Genomic DNA, 15,459 nt, shown 5'->3' with positions numbered 1-15,459 from the left:
CGTTCGACGGGTCGGGGGGCGGCGGGCGAGGCCGAGCTCCGACCCTCGCTGGCGAGGGTCTTGGCCATGGTGGCGGCGAGACTATCAGCCCTTTTGTCTGAAAGGACCGATGTGTGTCAGGGTGCGGGGCATGCCGCTGCACGAGCCCCGCTGGGTGTCGGGCGCCCCCTTGCTCGCACCTATTGCACCGAGCGTCGCTTTTTTCCCACCCCGACCGCTGACCTGCGCCGTGCCGGGCGGGCCGACGCGTCGTTCCGAGGGACGAAAAATGTCCGAGGCATGTCAAGAACCCCGGCAAAGCACCGCGTCTCGCGACAGCCACACAATAATCGTAGTCGCGTCAATTGACTGTATTCCATTCAGTGGAATAGAGTCGCCCGCGTCGGTTGGGTAGGGCCTCCGGCAATCGATGGGAGGACCGGTGCAGAGGATCCCCGAGGAGGTGCTTGATCGCATCGAGCGGGAGCACGCCCAGGGGATCACTTCGAGCGATATCCTCGAGCTGTTCGCGGCTCATGGCATCAAGTTCAGCGAGGCGACGCTCCGGAAGTATGTGCAGCTCGGCTTGCTCCCGCGCAGCGTGCGCGTGGGGCGCAAGGGCAAGCACCAGGGCTCGCAGGGGATGTATCCGGCCACGGTAGTCCGCCAGGTTCAGCGCATCAAAGAGATGATGGCCCAGGACTACACCATCGAAGAGATCCAGCGTGAATTCCTGTTCGTGAGAGGTGATATCGAGGAGCTCGAGCGCACGATGGCCAAGGTCTTCAATGCGCTCAGGGATGCCGCCAAAGAGAGGCGGAGCGAGACGAGCGGCAGGGCGATAGCCCAGGACCTCGCGAGCGCGGAGTCGCTCGCGCGGGAGCTCGTCGCCAAGCTGGCGTTGATAGAAGAGCGCTTGATGGCGCAGGCGCGGCTCACGAAACAGGCGGCTTCCTCTTGAGGGGCCGAGTCGCGGGGCTTTCGTCGTCGTGAAGTAGATGGGGCCGCGGGCGCGGCCCCGCCTGGGTTTGATGCGATCGACGGGACGGGCATCGGCTCGTTTCGTCGCAATTTTTTAGGGACGGCATCCGGCTTTACGTCGGGCTTAAGGAGCGGATCCCTCTGCGCTCGAGCTGGGACTCGGACGTACGGGGAGAGACGCGCGCGCTTGAGAGCGGAGACGCTACCAAACGGAGGCAGCGCATGGCGACGGTGTCTGACAGCGAGCTCGAGATCTTCAGCCTGGACGGTGCGGATGCGGCGGAGGGCGATCGCGACCCCGGGGGCTCGACGGAGCCCGTCGTGGAGGGCGCGCTCGCGCTCCAGGCGGACCCCGCGGAGTCGGGGAACGCCATTACACGCGAGCAGCGCAGGTCGCGGCGAAAGCGCGAGATCCGGGCGCGGACGATCAGCGTCAAGCGCATGACCAAGCGCGAGCTCGAGATCGGCCGGATGCTCTACCCCGAGACCGATTACTACAAGCCGCGGGCCCGCGCCGAGTGCGTCGACGGCCCGAGGCCGTGCCCGTACGTCTCGTGCCAGCACCACCTCTATCTCGACGTCTCCGCCAGGACGGGCGCCATCAAGCTGAACTTCCCCGATCTCGAGGTCTGGGACATGAACGAGACGTGCGCGCTCGACGTCGCGGATCGCGGCGGCACGACGCTCGAGGACGTGGGGGCGATCATGAACCTGACCCGCGAGCGGATCCGCCAGGTCGAGGTCAAGGCGCTCGCGAAGCTAGAGGCGCTGAAGGACATGATGGCGCTGCGCGATTACGTCGATGAGGGTCCGGTCGGCAAGCGCCGGCTCCCCGTGCTGACCCAGCCGGACGACGACGACGAGGACGAGGTCGACGAGGACGGGGACGAGGAAGAGGCCACGAGCGCGGACGGTGACGCCGAGGACGAGGGCCTCGAGGCGACCCGCGCCGGGCGGACGGCCGAGCTCGAGGACGCCGGCGACTTCGACGGCGGGGAGTGATCAGTCGGGCCGGGCTTCGACGGTCACGATCGCGTCCGCGCCGAGCGCGCCCGCCAGGAAGGCGCGCCACGCGGCCAGCGTGATTTTCGCGGCGGCCGCGCGGGAGGGGCGGCCGTTGAACAGCTGGATGAGCCTGCGCCTGGGCTCCGCGAGCGCGTCGCGCTCCCGCCGGGCGAGGTGTGCGTCGGCGCGGCCGAGATCGGCGTCGGTCACCCGCTGCGCGAGGCCGGCCAGGAGCTCCTTCACGCGGGCCGAGGCCTCGCTCAGCTCGCCGGCCTCTGCCCTGATCTCGACGGCGAGCGCCGCGGCGCGTGTCCCGCCGAGGACGCGCGCGCTCGCGCGGGCCGCGAGCGGCCGCTTCGCCGGCGCCGCGCTGGCCGGAGCCGGGGACGCCGTGCTCGCCGCAGGAGAGAGCGCGGCCGCGAGCAGGCCGCCTTCGCCGTTGAGGGCGGAGACCGTGAGCTCGGCGAGCTCGCGCGCCGTGGGAGCGGCCTCGCGCGCCGCAGGGAGCCGCGCGCCGACGACGGCCTGCGAGAGGGCCGCCCCCGCCGGCAGGCGGGCGTCGTGGTGACCGAGCCGGGGCACCACCGCGCCGTCCGGTGAGCCGCACCCGCGCGCGGCGAGCCGCGGCGCGAGCCAGCGCTCGGCGGCCTCCGCCGCGGCGGCCGCCTGGGAAGCGTCGGCGTTCGCGAGGACCGCGAGCCGGAGCGGGCCGGTCGCGAGCGCCTGCCAGCGGAGCTGCACGGTCTCGAGCGCGCCGCTCGCCACCCGGTCCCAGACGCCGAACGGCTCGATCCAGGACGGGTGGTCGGGCGCGATCGCGGAGGCGAAGGCCTCGAGCGCCGCGGCGCGCCCTCCGGAGAGGTGCTCCAGGTGCTGGAGCGCCGCGGCGCGCGCCAGCGTCAGCGCCTCGGGGCCCGGCGTGGTCGCCGCGACCGTGCGCGCGGCGGCGTTCGCCACGCGGCGCCCGAGCTCGGCCGGGGTCTCGCGCTCGTCGCGGAACGGCGCGTGCGCGATCACGCCGACGGCATCCGCCGTGACCCACGGCTCGATCGTGACGTCGAGCTCGCGCCGCCGGGTCTGCACGGCGGCGAGCGCGGCGAGCGCCGTCGCGCCGGCGTCGTACAGCCCTTCCTCGGCGACGCCGCACGGGCTCCCGAGCAGGACCCAGACCTCGCCTTGCCCGCGCTCGACCAGCGCCCGCCGCTCCAGGGCGGGCTGGGCTCCCGGCGCGAGCGCGCGCGAGAGCTCGGCCTCGAAGCGCCGCGCGCCGGCCTCGCCCGGCGTAGCGGGCTTCGGCGGGTCGGCGCTCGGAGGGAGGCCGAGCGCCGTCGCCCACCGCTCCGGCGGCGCGCCCGGGGCGCTCCCGGAGAGCGCCCACCACGAGGCGCGCGCGCCGGCGTCGCGGGGATCCTGCGCGGTGAGGACCTGCCGCGTGGCGACGGCGGGGCTCGGCGGCGCCGAGAGGCCGCGGCGGATCTCCTGCCGCGCCACCGCCGTCGCGAGCGCCGCCGAGGCCTCGACGGCCGGGGCCGTGGGCAGATCGGCGGCCTCGATGGTCACGCTCACGCAGCCGCCGCGCGGGCGGGCGACCCCGAGCACCTCGACGGCGCGGAACGGGGAGGGGAGCGCCGAGAGGCGCGCGCGGAGCGGGGACCCCGGCGCGCCGAGCCGCTCCGCCGCGGCGACGGCCGCCTGGGGGCTCGCGACACGCGCGGCCACGGTGACGCGGGCGGCCCGCCGCCCGAGCTGGTTCGTCGTGTACACGCCGACCGTGTCCGCCGCCGGCCAGGGGTCCGCGGGCGGGCTGCCCGCCGGCCAGGCGTCGATGCCCTCCGCCGCGCGCGCCGCCTCCTCGCAGAACGCGGCGGGGCCGACGGCGGCGATCGAGGTGCGCCCGGCGTGCAGCGCCGCGGCGCGCCACCCTTCGAGCTCCCGCGCGCCTGCGGGCGTCGCCAGGTCGACCACGGGCTCCGCGCCCGCGAGGCCCAGCTGGCCGGTGCACGCCGCGATCGGCGAGAGCTCCGGCGCGTCGAGCGGGCTCGATCGGAGCGCCTGCGTCCGCTCCGCGGCCCGGGCGACCTCCGGGCTGCCGGCCGCGATGGGCTGCGCGAACGCCGCCGACAGCGCGCGCAGGAACGGCGCCACGCGCGCCGCGTCCCTGACGAGCAGGCGCACGCGGAAGGCGCTGCGATCGATGCGCGCGTCCACGTCGAAGCCGGCCGCGAGCAGGCGCGCCTCGACCACGCTGGCGAGCGCCGTGGTCGCGACCGAGCCGAGATCGGTCGCGACCGAGACGACGAGCGCGGGCGCGGGATCACCGTCGCGCGAGACGAGGGTGAGCCGCGGCCGGGCGTCGAGGTTGCGCACCTCGATGCGCCCGACGCTCCCCTCGGGCGTCGAGGCGAACGCGTGCCCCGGCGCCGGCGGGCCGCCGGGCGGCGCGCCGCCGCAGGCCGCGAGCAGGACGAGCGGCGAGAGGAGCGCGGGCCTCAGGGAGCGCATGCGTCGTCGGAAGGCAGCGGCGCGCCCTCCAGCTGGAAATCGGCCGGGCAACGCGGGGCGATCTTGAAGCCGTAGAAGTAGGTGAGCACGCCGGTGACGGACCGGAAGGAGGCGCCGTCCGCGAGGGGCGGCCCCTCGCGCTCGAGGTCGTAGAGCTCGTTCGAGAGGCGCGGGACCTCGGCGGGGGGCACGCCGGCCCCGACGTCGATCGACGCCGCGTAGCGGCCGTCGCGGCTCGATGGGTCGCCGGCGATGCTGACGCCCTCGACCCGCACGAGCATGCCGATGTACGGGCGCGCCGACGCGTAGCCTCTCAGGTGGGCGAGCGGCACGTGGATCGGGACGGCGGGGTGGTCCTCGAAGCGGAAGCTCAAGGTCCCGCCGATCTGGGGCAGGGTGCGGCAGCCGCCGAAGCGGCCGGCGGAGGGGCCGAGGAACTCGGTGATCTCGCCGAGCACGTCGATGACGTCGCCGGGGATGAGCCGCAGGTCCGGGGGGCTGAACGCGGGCTGGAAGACCGTCATCCCCGAGTAGGGGACCGGCTCGTCGGCGCTGTCTTGCACGTAGTAGTTGCCGCGCGCGCCCTCGCCGGTCTCGTCGAAGCGGTCGATGGCGACGATCGTGGCGCCGGTGACGTGCGCGCGGCGAGCGGGCGGCACGGCGCAGCGCCGGCTCTCTTCGTCCTCCGGGGCGAGCCACCCGGCGTCACCGACGATCTCGGCGATGCGAGCGCCGCCGCCGCGCTCGTCGGCGAGGGGGATCGCGGTGGCGTCTCCGTCGCCGCCGCCGCACGCGCCGAGCAGCGGGGCGGCGGCCGCGATGAGCGGGAGCGCGGAGCAGGTGCGGGGCGGTCGAGCCATCCACTCCGGCTCATACCACAGGGCCGACGGCCGCCGAGCCCCCTTCGGGGGAGGGAAACGTCACGCCGCGAGGCTGACGCTGGACAGCATCGCCTCCAGGCGGCTCTGGATCTTGTGGCGCTTCGAGTACACCGTCTTCACGCTGATCCCCATCCGCTCCGCGATCTGCTCCGGGGGCAGGCCCTCGGCGAAGTAGAGCGCGACGAACTCGCGGTCCTTGTTGGAGAAGGCGTGGAGCACCTGCCCCACGAGCGCGGCGCGCTCGCGGCGCTCGGCCTGCTCCTGCGGCGAGGGGCGCTCGCAGGGGAGCTCGACCGCCGCGTCGTCGAGCGGGGCACAGCGCGGCGCGCGCCTCCTCGAGCGCAGATGGTCGTACGCGCAGTGGACGGCGAGCGTGCCGATCCAGGAGCTCAGCCGCGTTCCGCGGCCCGCGTCGAAGCTCCTCAGCTTGCGCATGTCGTTCGAGAGCAGCTGCACGAGCAGCGTAGCGTGGATGTCGCGGATGTCGTCCTGCGCGACCACAGCAGAGAAGCGGGCGATCACGCCGCTGATACAGCGGTGGACGAGCCGATCGTAGCGGGCGTGGAAGGCGCGCCAGGCGCGCTCGTCCCCCGCGATCATCGCCTCCACCAGCGCACCTTCGGCGAGCTCGCCGAGGTTTTCCGAGCGTCCGTTGTCGCAGAGAAGCAAGTCCTTGGGCATGCCTGGCGCCTGTGCACCCGACGTGCCAGCGAGGACCGACGCGCGGAGGGGTCGCGTCGCTGCGCGGCGTCCTCGCTCGGCGGCGGCCGCGGTCGCGCGATCTGCCGCGACTCCCCGGCGCGGCCCGCGATCTCGGGCGCCGCGGAGATCGGGCGACGAGCGCGCGCCGCGGGCGTCATCGCAGCGGCGGCGGGTCGTCGCGGACCTGCGCGTGCCCGAGGCGCTGTTAACGCGGGTTCACGTGCCCGGCGCCGTTCTGGAGACCCCGCGCGCATCGGCTCGGCGCGCGGGCCTGTTTCGGGTTATGGACGGATCGTGCTCTCCGGTCGTGCCCTGGCCCTCGCGGTCCTTGCGTGGTCGCTCCTCAAGGTCGCGGTGCGCCGTCTCTTCAACGACGGTCCGAGCGGGCTTGCGCTCTTCCGCGAGAACTACGACGCCGACGGCCTGCCGCCGCTCTCGCCCGCCGAGCGCGCGGCCCTGCCCCGCTTCTCCCGCTGCATCGCGTGCGGGCGCTGCGATCTCGGGGAGGCCGAGCGCATCGCGGCCTCCAAGGGGGCCTACCGCGGCCTCATGACCGTGGTGCTCGCGTCGTCGCGGAGCATGCCGGACTTCGACGCCGCGGCGCTCGCGCTCGCGCACGTGCCGGAGGAGGTGCTCGCCGAGAAGGAGAGGATCTGCCCGACCGGCGTGCCGTTCCGCGAGCTGGCCGGGTTCGTGCGGGCCAAGGCCAGGGCCCAGGCGGCGCCGTCCGCGGACGGGGCAGGGAGCGGCGAGCCCTCGGCCCTGGCCCTGGTCGCCGCGGTGACCTCGCCCGCGGCCGACCTCGACCCCTCGTCGGCCGATCGCGCCGCGCCCGAGGCGACGTGATGATGCCCGGTGGACGCCGCGGCGTGGCGAGGACGCTCGCCTTCCTCCTCCTCTTTTTCACCCCCGCCTGCTCCGCTCACCAGCCTGCAGCGCCCCGCACGGGAGCCGACGCGCCGATGGCGCTCGGCGTCGCGCCGAGCACCCCGCCGGCGCCCCGGCGCCACCAGGCCGAGGGCGACGAGGCGGACGACGGCGACGGCATCTCCACGCCGATGGCGCCCCACAGCGCGCGGAGCGCGGCGAAAGGGACGCCGATCCAGCGCGGGCGCGCCACCTACTACGCCGACAAGTTCAACGGCCGCCGCACCGCGAGCGGCGAGCGCTACAACCCGCGCGCGCTCACGGCCGCGCACCGGACGCTGCCCTTCGGCGCCCTGGTCGACGTGATCCGCCGGGACGGCCGCCGCGTGCGCGTGCGGATCAACGACCGCGGCCCGTTCAAGCGCGGCAGGATCATCGACCTGTCGCGCAAGGCCGCCGAGCGGATCGGGCTCATCGAGGACGGCGTCACCCAGGTGACGCTCGAGCTCATCTGGAAGCCGGCCCGGGGGCCGCGCTGACGCGCGCCGCGGCCCCTGCTGCGCGCGCCGCGGCCCCTACTGGACGAGGCTGAGCCGCGGGGCCGCGGCGAAGGCCGCGAGGTGGCCGCTCTCCTCGGCCACGTAGACGTCGCACCGCTCGTCCACCCGCAGGAGATCCGGGATGAGGTCCGTCGGCACCTTGCCGAGCAGCGCGCCGTCGCGCGGCCGGACGACGTGCACCTCGCTCTGCGGCACGAACAGCGCGCCCGAGCGGAGCACCGGCTCGAGGCGCCGCGGCCTGTCGCCCTCGACGCCGCCCGCGATGACGTGCCGGTACCGGACCGCGCCGTCTTGCGCGCCGACCCCGACGATCTCGCCTGCCTCGCTGTTCACGACGACCACATCGTCCACCATGAGGCACGAGGCCGTCGCCGCGCACGCGGTCAGGTCGAAGCGCGTCGCCCCGGTGCGACGATCGATCCCCACGAGACCCGTGCCGCGCCGCCCGTGGGTCACCACGCACACCGTCTCGGGCCCGAGCAGCGGCGCGCCGACCGGCGCCACGTGCTTCGGCAGATCGACAGTCCACCGCGCCTCGCCGGACCACGGGTCGAGGTGGTGCAGCCGCGCCCCGCCGCGGCCGACGAAGGCGCCGTCGCCGGCCAGCGCGAAGAGCGCGTCGTGATCGACCGCCACCGGCGACGCGAACGGGAGCCGGTCGCAGAAGCGCCACACGACCTCGCCGCTCAGCACGTCGAGCGCCGCGAGGGCCGGCTCGCCGCTGCCCACGAGGACGAGCTTGCCCGCGCGGCGGAGCCGGAAGTTCTCGCCGCGCCGCGCCGCGTAGCGCCAGCGCACCTCGCCGGAGTAGAGGTCCACGGCCGCGAGGTGGCGCGTCCCCTCGCTCACGATGAGCATCCGCGGCAGCCCGGGGGCGCTCACCACCGCGCCCGAGGCGTTCGCGCCGACGCGCGGCGAGAGCCGCGTCGACCAGGCGACCTCGCCGCTCGCCAGATCGTGCAGCTGGAGCGTGCCGTCGGGCAGGAGCCGCCCGAGGCCGACCGGCGTCATCACCGAGACCGCGCGGGGCGCAGGCTTGCGCCACAGGCACTCGCCGGTGCGCCGATCGATGCACGTCAGCTCGCGCGTCGAGCCCACCACGAGCACATCGCCGCACAGGAAGGTGGCGCGGAGGTCGAGCGACGGGATCGCCGCGATCCACCGGGCCGTGAAGCGCAGGCGCGTCCGCCCGAACGTGTCCTCGGCCGCGGCCTGCGGGCGCGCCGCCGCCGCGAAGGCGCGGTACGTCTCCGGGGCCACGTTGATCTTCGCGTCGTTGCGCGTGAGCTCGCGGAGCCGCTCGGCGAGCTCGCGGACGCGCGCCCGGAACTCGAACAGGCGCAGGTTCGACGTCTGCCCGCGATCGCGGCGCACCAGGCTGCGCGCGAGCGCCCGCCCGAACGCGACCACGCCTTGGGCGAGCGCCGCCACGTCGACGGCCGGGAAGGTCCAGGTCTGCGCCCGCTCCTCGGCGGCCGCGAATGAGGGTGCGCGGCCAGGGCCGGGCGCGCGGGGATCGGCGGAGGGGACGCGGCCCACGCGGGGCACGCCGAGCGTGAGCGACAGCGCCCCCTCGCTGTGCAGCCGGACGCCGAGGATCGCGCCGCCGACGGTCAGCCGCCGGTGGTAGGGCTGGCGCCGCGCCCACGCGTCGAGCGACTCGAGCGACAGCGACGCGAGCTGCTCGGCGAACGGGAAGACGAAGACGTCGGGCAGCTCCCGCGCCTCCTCGCCCACGAGCACGCGGATCTTGCCCCGGAAGAGGAGCGAGAACAGGTCGGCCCGGAGCACGGCCGGCTGCGTGAGCGCAGCGCCCTGCGACGTGCGCAGGAGCGCCTCGGCCGCGATGGCGATCGGGATCTCGCCGGTCGGCTCGACGCCCACGATCGCCGGCTCTCCTCCCGCCTCGTCGGGCGAGAACGGCAGGGCGGCGGCGAGGCACCGCCGGGCGGCCGAGAGCCGTTGCTCGCCGAGTCCGCCGAGCCCGCCGAGATCCGCGTCGTTGTCGGCGAAGGCGGCGTCGCGGCGCGCGCCCGGGCCCCGGCGCGAGGCGAACCGGTCGATGGCCGCGAGGAGGCGCGCGCAGAGCGCTTCGCCGTCGAAGCGCCGCTCGTGCAGGGCCACCTCGGGCACGTCTCCGCCCTGGAAGACGGTGACGAGGAGGTCGCGGCCCACGCGCTCCAGCCCGAGCTCCCAGGGGTCGGGCTCGAGGCACAGGCGCACGACGGCGCGCGCGCGGCGTCCGGAGGCGAGCTCCCCCGCGGCCTCGGCGAGCTCGCAGAGCAGCGGCAGCGCCTCGGCCTCGGCGCGTAGCGGCAGCGCCGCTCCATCGAGCGGAGGAGACGCGTTGCGCGCCCCCTCCAGGACGAAGTCGAGCACATCGTGCAGCGACGTGCGCTCGGGCTCCGGTGAGCATCGGGTGTTGTCGGCGACAAGTGACAGTCCGGGCATCCGCCGACGGATGCTAGGCAGCGCGCGGCCTGATCCTAAGTTTTGTGCGCGGATCGCCGCGGAGTGGACAAGTACGTGCCACCTGGCTAGACGGCGCCAGCGCAGGGCGCGCCGCGGCCCGAGGCGCCCTGCGGCGAGGCGACGATGAGGAGGCGTCGATGGGTCGATGACGGCCTGATGACGGCGGCGCGCGCCGCGCAGGTTGTTTGGCAATCGAACCGGACGTGCGACACTGCGCGCTCCGAGCGCCATGCCTCCTGATAGACCGCCCCATTTCTCGATGCTCCGATCGTTCGCGCTCGCCGACTTCGTCACGCTGGCGAACGCGGCGAGCGGCACGCTGAGCATCCTGCTTTGCCTGAACTACGTGGCCGAGCGCGAGCGCATCTACATCTGGGTGGCCTTCGGGCTCCTGCCGTTCGCGCTGGCGTGCGACATCCTCGACGGCACGATCGCGCGCTGGCGTCGCAAGCACTCGCCGCTCGGGGCCGATCTCGACTCGCTCGCCGACGTGGTCTCGTTCGGCGTCGCGCCCGCGGTGCTCGGCTTCGCGCTCGGCCTGCGCGGGCTGTGGGACGCCGCCGCCCTCGTGTACTTCGTCGCTTGCGGGATCAGCCGCCTCGCGCGGTACAACGTGACGGCCGCCGAGCTGTCGGACGAGCGGGGAAAGGTGCGTTACTACGAGGGGACGCCGATCCCCACGAGCTTGCTCATCGTGCTGCTCTTCGGGGTGCTCTTCGCCAAGGAGCGCGTGCACGAGCAGCTCTGGCTCGGGTCCATCGCGATCGGCCCCTGGGTGTTCCACCCGCTCAGCCTGGTCTATGCCGTGAGCGGCAGCGCCATGGTCAGCGGCACGTTGAGGATACCGAAGCCGTAGCGGGGAGGGGCGGGCGCGCGCCGACGCGCGCCGGGGAGGGGCGGGTACGCGCCGACGCCCGCCGGGAGGGGCGGGTACGCGCCGACGCGCCGGCCTCGCTCGGGTTCGTCGCGCCACACGACTTGCCTCTCCCTGGGCGCCCAGGCAGGCTCCGGTCATGGGCCAGCCCGCCGAGAAGCAGCCCCGCGCCACGTACGCCGACCTCGAAGCCGTCCCGTCGAACAAGGTGGCGGAGCTCGTCCGCGGCACCCTGCACGTGTTCCCCCGGCCGGCGCCGCGACATGCGCGAGCCGCGTCCAGGCTTGGAGGGAAGCTGTCCGGCCCCTTCGACCTGGGCGAAGGCGGGCCCGGCGGTTGGACCATCCTGGTCGAGCCTGAGCTGCACTTCCCCGACCCGCACACGGCTGGTGAGTTCGACGCGCTCGTGCCCGACCTCGCCGGATGGCGGATCGAGCGCATGCCCGAGCTGCCCGAGACGGCCTTCTTCCCGCTCGCTCCCGACTGGATCTGCGAGGTCCTGAGCCCGTCGACCGAAGACGTCGATCGCACGGAGAAGATGCCCCTCTATGCGCGCGAAGGCGTGCTCCACGCGTGGCTCGTCGATCCAATCCGGCGCACCCTCGAGGTCTTTTCGCTCGCGGCGGGCGGGGGCTGGGAGCCCGGCCCCGTCCACCGCGACGCGGCGCGGGTCCGGGCCGTGCCCTTCGAGGCCATCGAGATCGATCTCTCGGTGCTCTGGGCGAAGTAGCAGAGGCAAGTCCCCGGTCCGGCGGGCCGCGCACGGTCGCTCTCGATCACGGGCACCCGGCGGCGATAGACTGCCTGGATGCGGCCCTGCAGGAGCTGTGGTGCCTCGCTGGAGGCAAGTCATGATGGGATCGCATGCCCGCGCTGCGGCGCTGATGCCCCCGGCGTCGCAGGCGCGGCTGCACCGCAGGGCGCGCCCGCGCCCGCGCCCGCGCCGGGGCCGTCCCGGGCGACGAAGGTGCTCCTCGCCGTGGCGATGGCTGCGGTCGGGATCGGCTTCGCGGTGATGTTCTTCGCGCGCGTCGAGCCGCCGCAGGAGCCCGCGCCGCGCGCGCGCCCGCTCTCCACGCAGCTCGACGCCCTCTGCTTCGTGGACGCGAACGGCGACGACGCGCCCGACCCGGTGCTGTGGCAGGACGGCAAGACCCGCGGGCGCGTGGTGGCCATCGACGGGCGGAGCGGGCAGGGGATCTGGGCCTCGCGGGAGATCGAGGAGCCGGACGCGCTCGCCTGCCCGGACCCGAACATGGTGCTCGCGGGCGGGGGCGACGCCGCGCTGCGCGCGCTCGACGCCCGCACCGGCAAGGAGCGGTGGGTGGCGAACCTCCCCGGGGTCCCCGACGAGATCGCAGGGGGCAACGGCTGCGCGACGGTGGTGATGAAGGACGGCACGGCCACCGGGATCAAGCTCGAAGGGGGCGCGGCGGCTGACTGCCCGACGGCGCCGCAGCCGTCGGCGATCACGGGGCAGTTCTGGGAGCGCAAGAAGAACCCCCAGGTGGTCCAGGCCGGCGGCGTGGAGGTCGTGCTCACCGTGCCGACCGAGGGCCCGCCGCGGCTCACGGCCGAGGGGCGGCGCGGCAGCGAGTCGCTCTGGAAGAAGGAGCTCGCCGCCCGCGCGCCGCTCTCCGGCGGGCGGCCCGACCTGTTCCTCGTCGCGAGCGGCGGCGCCGCCGTCGTCGTCGGCGTCGACGTGGTGAACGGCACCGAGCCGCGGATCCTCGCCCTCGATCCGGTGTCCGGGGCCGTGCGGTACGAGCGCGCCGCGGCCTACCTCGGCGACCGGCTCACGGCGGCGAAGGCGTCGGGCCCCTACGTCTACGTCGTCAGCGGCGCCGCGGTGAGCGGCGCTGCGCTGCGCGCGATCGACCCGGCGACCGGCGAGACCGCGTGGCGCGCGACCACGCCGCCGTCGCCGTGAGCCGGTTGTCGAGCGGGTCGTCGAGCGGGTCGTCGACGTGGCCCGCGGCGCGCCCTCAGCAGAGGCAGCCCACGAACGTGCCCGAGAACAGCGGTCGCTCCATCACGGCGGCGCCGCACGTCGGGCACGTCTCGCCGAGCTTGAGCTCCCGGGGCTGCGGCGCCGGCTTCGCCGGCTGCGCGGAAGGGGACGGTCCCGCGACGGCGAGCGGCTGGAACTCCACGATCGACACGCGCGAGAACCCCTGCCTCGGCGTGGCGCTGCGCTGCGGCGACGCGAGGAGATCCTGCTTGTTGCGGACCGGCAGGATGGGACGCGACATGTTGATGTAGGCGAGCTCGATGGTGTAGAGCGCCGGATCGAGCATGCGCGGATCCTCTGGCTGCACGATCCCGTGCTGGAACGCCTCGATCAGCATGTCGACGTCCGTCCTCGCGTTGCGGTTGCGCGCGGCGTCGACCAGGAAGAGGCCATTGCCGTAGTAGGCGGCGTTGAGCCAGAAGCCGGTGCCCGCGGTGTGATAGCCGCCGGTCGCCCACTTGTACCCGCGCAGCGAGCGCACGTGTGTCGTCAGCGCGTTCGCGAGCGCGTACGACGTCATGCCGAGGGGCAAGAGGCTCACGAGCGCCGCCGGGTGGAAGTTCAGGCAATCGCTGCAACAGACAGGCACCGTCGGCGCGAGCGCCTGCGCCGGATCGATGCAGACCTGGACTTCCGATTCGCTGCGATAGCAGCCGGTAAAACACGAATGCCGCTCGACGGCGGCCAGGAGCGCGGCGGGAAGTGCCATGCGGGGAACTATACCGTCCACGAGGGCGCATGGCTGCCACCAGGCGCAGCGGCGCCGCCGCTGTCCGAGGCGTGCGCCCCGCGGCGAGCCCAGGTGTTCGCGACGTTCGCGGACGTGCCCGCGCGTCCGCGTGGTCGCATCTCGCATCTCGTCTGCTCGCATGATTGCGAGCAGACGAGCGCAATTGCGTCCTTCGTGCGCCTGTCACAGGATCGCTGCGTGCTGATCGCCGTCCACCCTGAGCGATTGCTCCGCTGTCGGTGCGTCCTCGATGGAGATCGCGCGGAGCGGCGCGGGCTGCTGTCCAGCGCGGGCGCCTCCGCCTCGTGTTCATCGGAGTGCCGCGCGGACGCACAGGCGGCGTGACGCGGCGGGAGCGTTCGCTGCTCATTGCGCTCGCCGGCGCGCTCTCGGCGCTGCTCCCGGCGCTCGCGCTCTCGGGGTTCACGGTCGACGATGCCCTGATCACGGCGCGTTATGCGCACCACCTCGCTCGGGGGCTGGGCTACCGCTTCAACGCGGCCGGGCCGGTGACCGACGGCGTGACGCCGCTCGGGTGGGCGTTCGTGCTGGCGCCGTTCGCGGCCGGCGGGCCGCTCGCCGCGCTCGCGGCCGCGAAGGCGCTCGGCGCCCTCGCGTGGACGCTCGCCGCCGGCGTCCTGGCGCTCGCGGTCGATCGGGCGTCCGCCCGGCCCGCGCGGTTCGCGGCGCTCGCGCTCGTGCCAGCGTCGGCGCCGCTCGCCGCCTGGAGCGTGGCGGGCATGGAGACGGGCGTCGTCGCGGCGCTCGGGGCGCTCGCCGTCGCGCTGCCAGCGCTCGGCGGCGCGCTCGCCGGCGCGGCCTGCGCCGGGGCCGCGGCGGCCCTCCGGCCGGAGCTCCTGCCGTTCGCGCTCATCGTCGCGCTCTCGGCCCCTGCGGCGCCGCGCCGCGACGCCGCAGGGGACGCGCCGCCGCGGCCCGCGTGGGCCCGAGCGCTCGCCGCGCTCGCGCTCGCGGGCCTCCCCTTCGTCGCCGTGGCCGTGGCGCGCCTCTCGATCTTCGGGCGGGCCGCGCCGCTCTCTGCGCTGGCGAAGGCGCCGGACGCGGCGCTCGGGGCCCGGTACGCGCTCGCGTGCTTCCTCCTGACCGGGCCGGTGGCGCTGATCGCGCCGGCCGCGTGGCGCGCGCTCCCCGCGTGGCCGCGCGGGCTGCTCGCGGCGGTCGCGGTGCACTTCCTCGCTGTCGCGGCGGCGGGCGGCGACTGGATGCCGCTCTCGCGGCTCGTCGTCCCGGCGCTGCCCGCCGTGGTGCTCGCGGCGGCCCACGTCGCCTCGGTGGCCGACGCGCGCGCCACGGCGCTCCGGCTCGCGCTCGCGCTCGCGGGGGAGCTCTTCGTGATGGTCCGGGTCGGGCCGACCGCCGCGCGGGTGGGCAGCGACCGGCTGCGCGTCGTCGAGGAGCTCCGCGGCGCGCTCGCCGGGGCGGAGGTCGTCGCGGCGCTCGACATCGGCTGGCTCGGGGCGGCGACGGGCGCGACCCTCGTCGATCTCGCGGGGGTCACCGATCCGGCGATCGCGGCGCTGCCCGGCGGGCACACCACGAAGCGGATCCCCGGGGCGCTGCTGGACGCGCGCCGGGTGGACGCGCTGGTGCTGCTGCTCGCCGAGGGCGAGGCGCCCGCGTCGCCTTGGACCGCATCGCGGTTCGCGCGCGGGGTGGAGCAGCGCGTCGCGCGCCTGCCCGGCGCTGGCGACGCGTTCGCTCCGGTGGCGGTGAGCGGCGTCCCGCACCTCCGCTACGTGGTGCTGCGGCGGCGCGCAGGCGACGCGGACGCAGGACGGGCGCCCCCTGACGCGGGCGCGCAGCGCGACAGGTAGGTGAGTCGGCGAGGCGCGCCGGTGCGCCAGCGTGTGCGCCGCGCCGACGCGGGCGCCTGC

13 protein-coding genes are annotated in these 15,459 nt (G+C 75.0%); 8 read left to right on the top strand and 5 right to left on the bottom strand.

Annotated features, from left to right (window positions below; genetic code table 11):
- Window positions 1-442: 442 nt before the first annotated feature.
- Both WMF19_RS20965 and WMF19_RS20960 read left to right on the top strand, forming a co-directional pair.
- Window positions 443-940, top strand: a complete 498-nt coding sequence (locus WMF19_RS20965) for a MerR family transcriptional regulator (RefSeq protein WP_437282555.1) — start codon at window positions 443-445, stop codon at window positions 938-940.
- A gap of 242 nt (window positions 941-1,182) precedes the next feature.
- Entirely contained in the window at window positions 1,183-1,962 is a 780-nt protein-coding gene (locus WMF19_RS20960) for a sigma factor-like helix-turn-helix DNA-binding protein (protein WP_437330342.1), read from the top strand.
- Here WMF19_RS20960 and WMF19_RS20955 read toward each other — a convergent pair whose 3' ends face one another.
- The 3 genes from WMF19_RS20955 to WMF19_RS20945 are packed head-to-tail and all read right to left on the bottom strand — an operon-like array spanning window position 1,963 to window position 6,029.
- The gene (locus WMF19_RS20955) at window positions 1,963-4,467 is read right to left on the bottom strand and encodes a hypothetical protein (protein WP_437900716.1); all 2,505 of its coding nucleotides are present in this window, start codon (window positions 4,465-4,467) and stop codon (window positions 1,963-1,965) included.
- A complete protein-coding gene (locus WMF19_RS20950) occupies window positions 4,455-5,327 on the bottom strand; it encodes a hypothetical protein (protein WP_437900715.1) in 873 nt (290 codons plus the stop codon). The genes WMF19_RS20955 and WMF19_RS20950 overlap by 13 nt, the downstream gene beginning before the upstream one ends.
- A 60-nt stretch (window positions 5,328-5,387) precedes the next feature.
- Window positions 5,388-6,029, bottom strand: a complete 642-nt coding sequence (locus WMF19_RS20945) for an RNA polymerase sigma factor (protein ID WP_437900714.1) — start codon at window positions 6,027-6,029, stop codon at window positions 5,388-5,390.
- Between the two features lie 315 nt (window positions 6,030-6,344).
- On the opposite strand from WMF19_RS20945, the gene WMF19_RS20940 reads away from it, so the two are divergent.
- Together WMF19_RS20940 and WMF19_RS20935 are read left to right on the top strand one after the other, a co-directional pair.
- On the top strand, window positions 6,345-6,896 hold the full coding sequence (locus tag WMF19_RS20940; protein ID WP_437900713.1) for a hypothetical protein: 552 nt from the start codon (window positions 6,345-6,347) through the stop codon (window positions 6,894-6,896).
- A complete protein-coding gene (locus WMF19_RS20935) occupies window positions 6,896-7,456 on the top strand; it encodes a septal ring lytic transglycosylase RlpA family protein (RefSeq protein WP_437900712.1) in 561 nt (186 codons plus the stop codon). Before WMF19_RS20940 ends, WMF19_RS20935 begins: the two co-directional genes overlap by 1 nt.
- A gap of 36 nt (window positions 7,457-7,492) precedes the next feature.
- Here WMF19_RS20935 and WMF19_RS20930 read toward each other — a convergent pair whose 3' ends face one another.
- Entirely contained in the window at window positions 7,493-9,928 is a 2,436-nt protein-coding gene (locus tag WMF19_RS20930; protein ID WP_437900711.1) for a PQQ-binding-like beta-propeller repeat protein, read from the bottom strand.
- Window positions 9,929-10,178: 250 nt separating this feature from the next.
- Between WMF19_RS20930 and WMF19_RS20925 the strand changes: the two genes are divergently transcribed.
- From WMF19_RS20925 to WMF19_RS20915, 3 genes are all read left to right on the top strand, one after another.
- Complete coding sequence (locus WMF19_RS20925; RefSeq protein ID WP_437900710.1) at window positions 10,179-10,805, top strand: CDP-alcohol phosphatidyltransferase family protein; 627 nt, start codon at window positions 10,179-10,181, stop codon at window positions 10,803-10,805.
- Between the two features lie 157 nt (window positions 10,806-10,962).
- The gene (locus tag WMF19_RS20920) at window positions 10,963-11,553 is read left to right on the top strand and encodes a Uma2 family endonuclease (protein WP_437330334.1); all 591 of its coding nucleotides are present in this window, start codon (window positions 10,963-10,965) and stop codon (window positions 11,551-11,553) included.
- Between the two features lie 255 nt (window positions 11,554-11,808).
- Window positions 11,809-12,753 (top strand): outer membrane protein assembly factor BamB family protein, encoded by a 945-nt coding sequence (locus WMF19_RS20915; RefSeq protein ID WP_437901654.1) that lies wholly within the window; start codon window positions 11,809-11,811, stop codon window positions 12,751-12,753.
- 55 nt (window positions 12,754-12,808) lie between these two features.
- Here the strand turns inward: WMF19_RS20915 and WMF19_RS20910 are convergent, their stop codons facing one another.
- On the bottom strand, window positions 12,809-13,543 hold the full coding sequence (locus WMF19_RS20910; RefSeq protein WP_437803270.1) for a hypothetical protein: 735 nt from the start codon (window positions 13,541-13,543) through the stop codon (window positions 12,809-12,811).
- 362 nt (window positions 13,544-13,905) lie between these two features.
- On the opposite strand from WMF19_RS20910, the gene WMF19_RS20905 reads away from it, so the two are divergent.
- A complete protein-coding gene (locus WMF19_RS20905; protein WP_437900709.1) occupies window positions 13,906-15,399 on the top strand; it encodes a hypothetical protein in 1,494 nt (497 codons plus the stop codon).
- Window positions 15,400-15,459 lie beyond the last annotated feature (60 nt).

It is taken from the genome of Sorangium sp. So ce124 (genome assembly GCF_051525235.1).
Classification (GTDB): domain Bacteria; phylum Myxococcota_A; class Polyangia; order Polyangiales; family Polyangiaceae; genus Sorangium; species Sorangium atrum.
This window is presented reverse-complemented; position numbering and strand designations above follow the sequence as displayed.

What these genes read in the sequence shown, in the direction of transcription:
- WMF19_RS20930 (WP_437900711.1), bottom strand. Translation starts at nt 9,928, where the DNA reads ATGCCCGGACTGTCACTTGTCGCCGACAACACCCGATGCTCACCGGAG.
- WMF19_RS20915 (WP_437901654.1), top strand. Translation starts at nt 11,809, where the DNA reads ATGGCTGCGGTCGGGATCGGCTTCGCGGTGATGTTCTTCGCGCGCGTC.
- WMF19_RS20960 (WP_437330342.1), top strand. Translation starts at nt 1,183, where the DNA reads ATGGCGACGGTGTCTGACAGCGAGCTCGAGATCTTCAGCCTGGACGGT.
- WMF19_RS20910 (WP_437803270.1), bottom strand. Translation starts at nt 13,543, where the DNA reads ATGGCACTTCCCGCCGCGCTCCTGGCCGCCGTCGAGCGGCATTCGTGT.
- WMF19_RS20935 (WP_437900712.1), top strand. Translation starts at nt 6,896, where the DNA reads ATGATGCCCGGTGGACGCCGCGGCGTGGCGAGGACGCTCGCCTTCCTC.
- WMF19_RS20920 (WP_437330334.1), top strand. Translation starts at nt 10,963, where the DNA reads ATGGGCCAGCCCGCCGAGAAGCAGCCCCGCGCCACGTACGCCGACCTC.
- WMF19_RS20955 (WP_437900716.1), bottom strand. Translation starts at nt 4,467, where the DNA reads ATGCGCTCCCTGAGGCCCGCGCTCCTCTCGCCGCTCGTCCTGCTCGCG.
- WMF19_RS20925 (WP_437900710.1), top strand. Translation starts at nt 10,179, where the DNA reads ATGCCTCCTGATAGACCGCCCCATTTCTCGATGCTCCGATCGTTCGCG.
- WMF19_RS20950 (WP_437900715.1), bottom strand. Translation starts at nt 5,327, where the DNA reads ATGGCTCGACCGCCCCGCACCTGCTCCGCGCTCCCGCTCATCGCGGCC.
- WMF19_RS20945 (WP_437900714.1), bottom strand. Translation starts at nt 6,029, where the DNA reads ATGCCCAAGGACTTGCTTCTCTGCGACAACGGACGCTCGGAAAACCTC.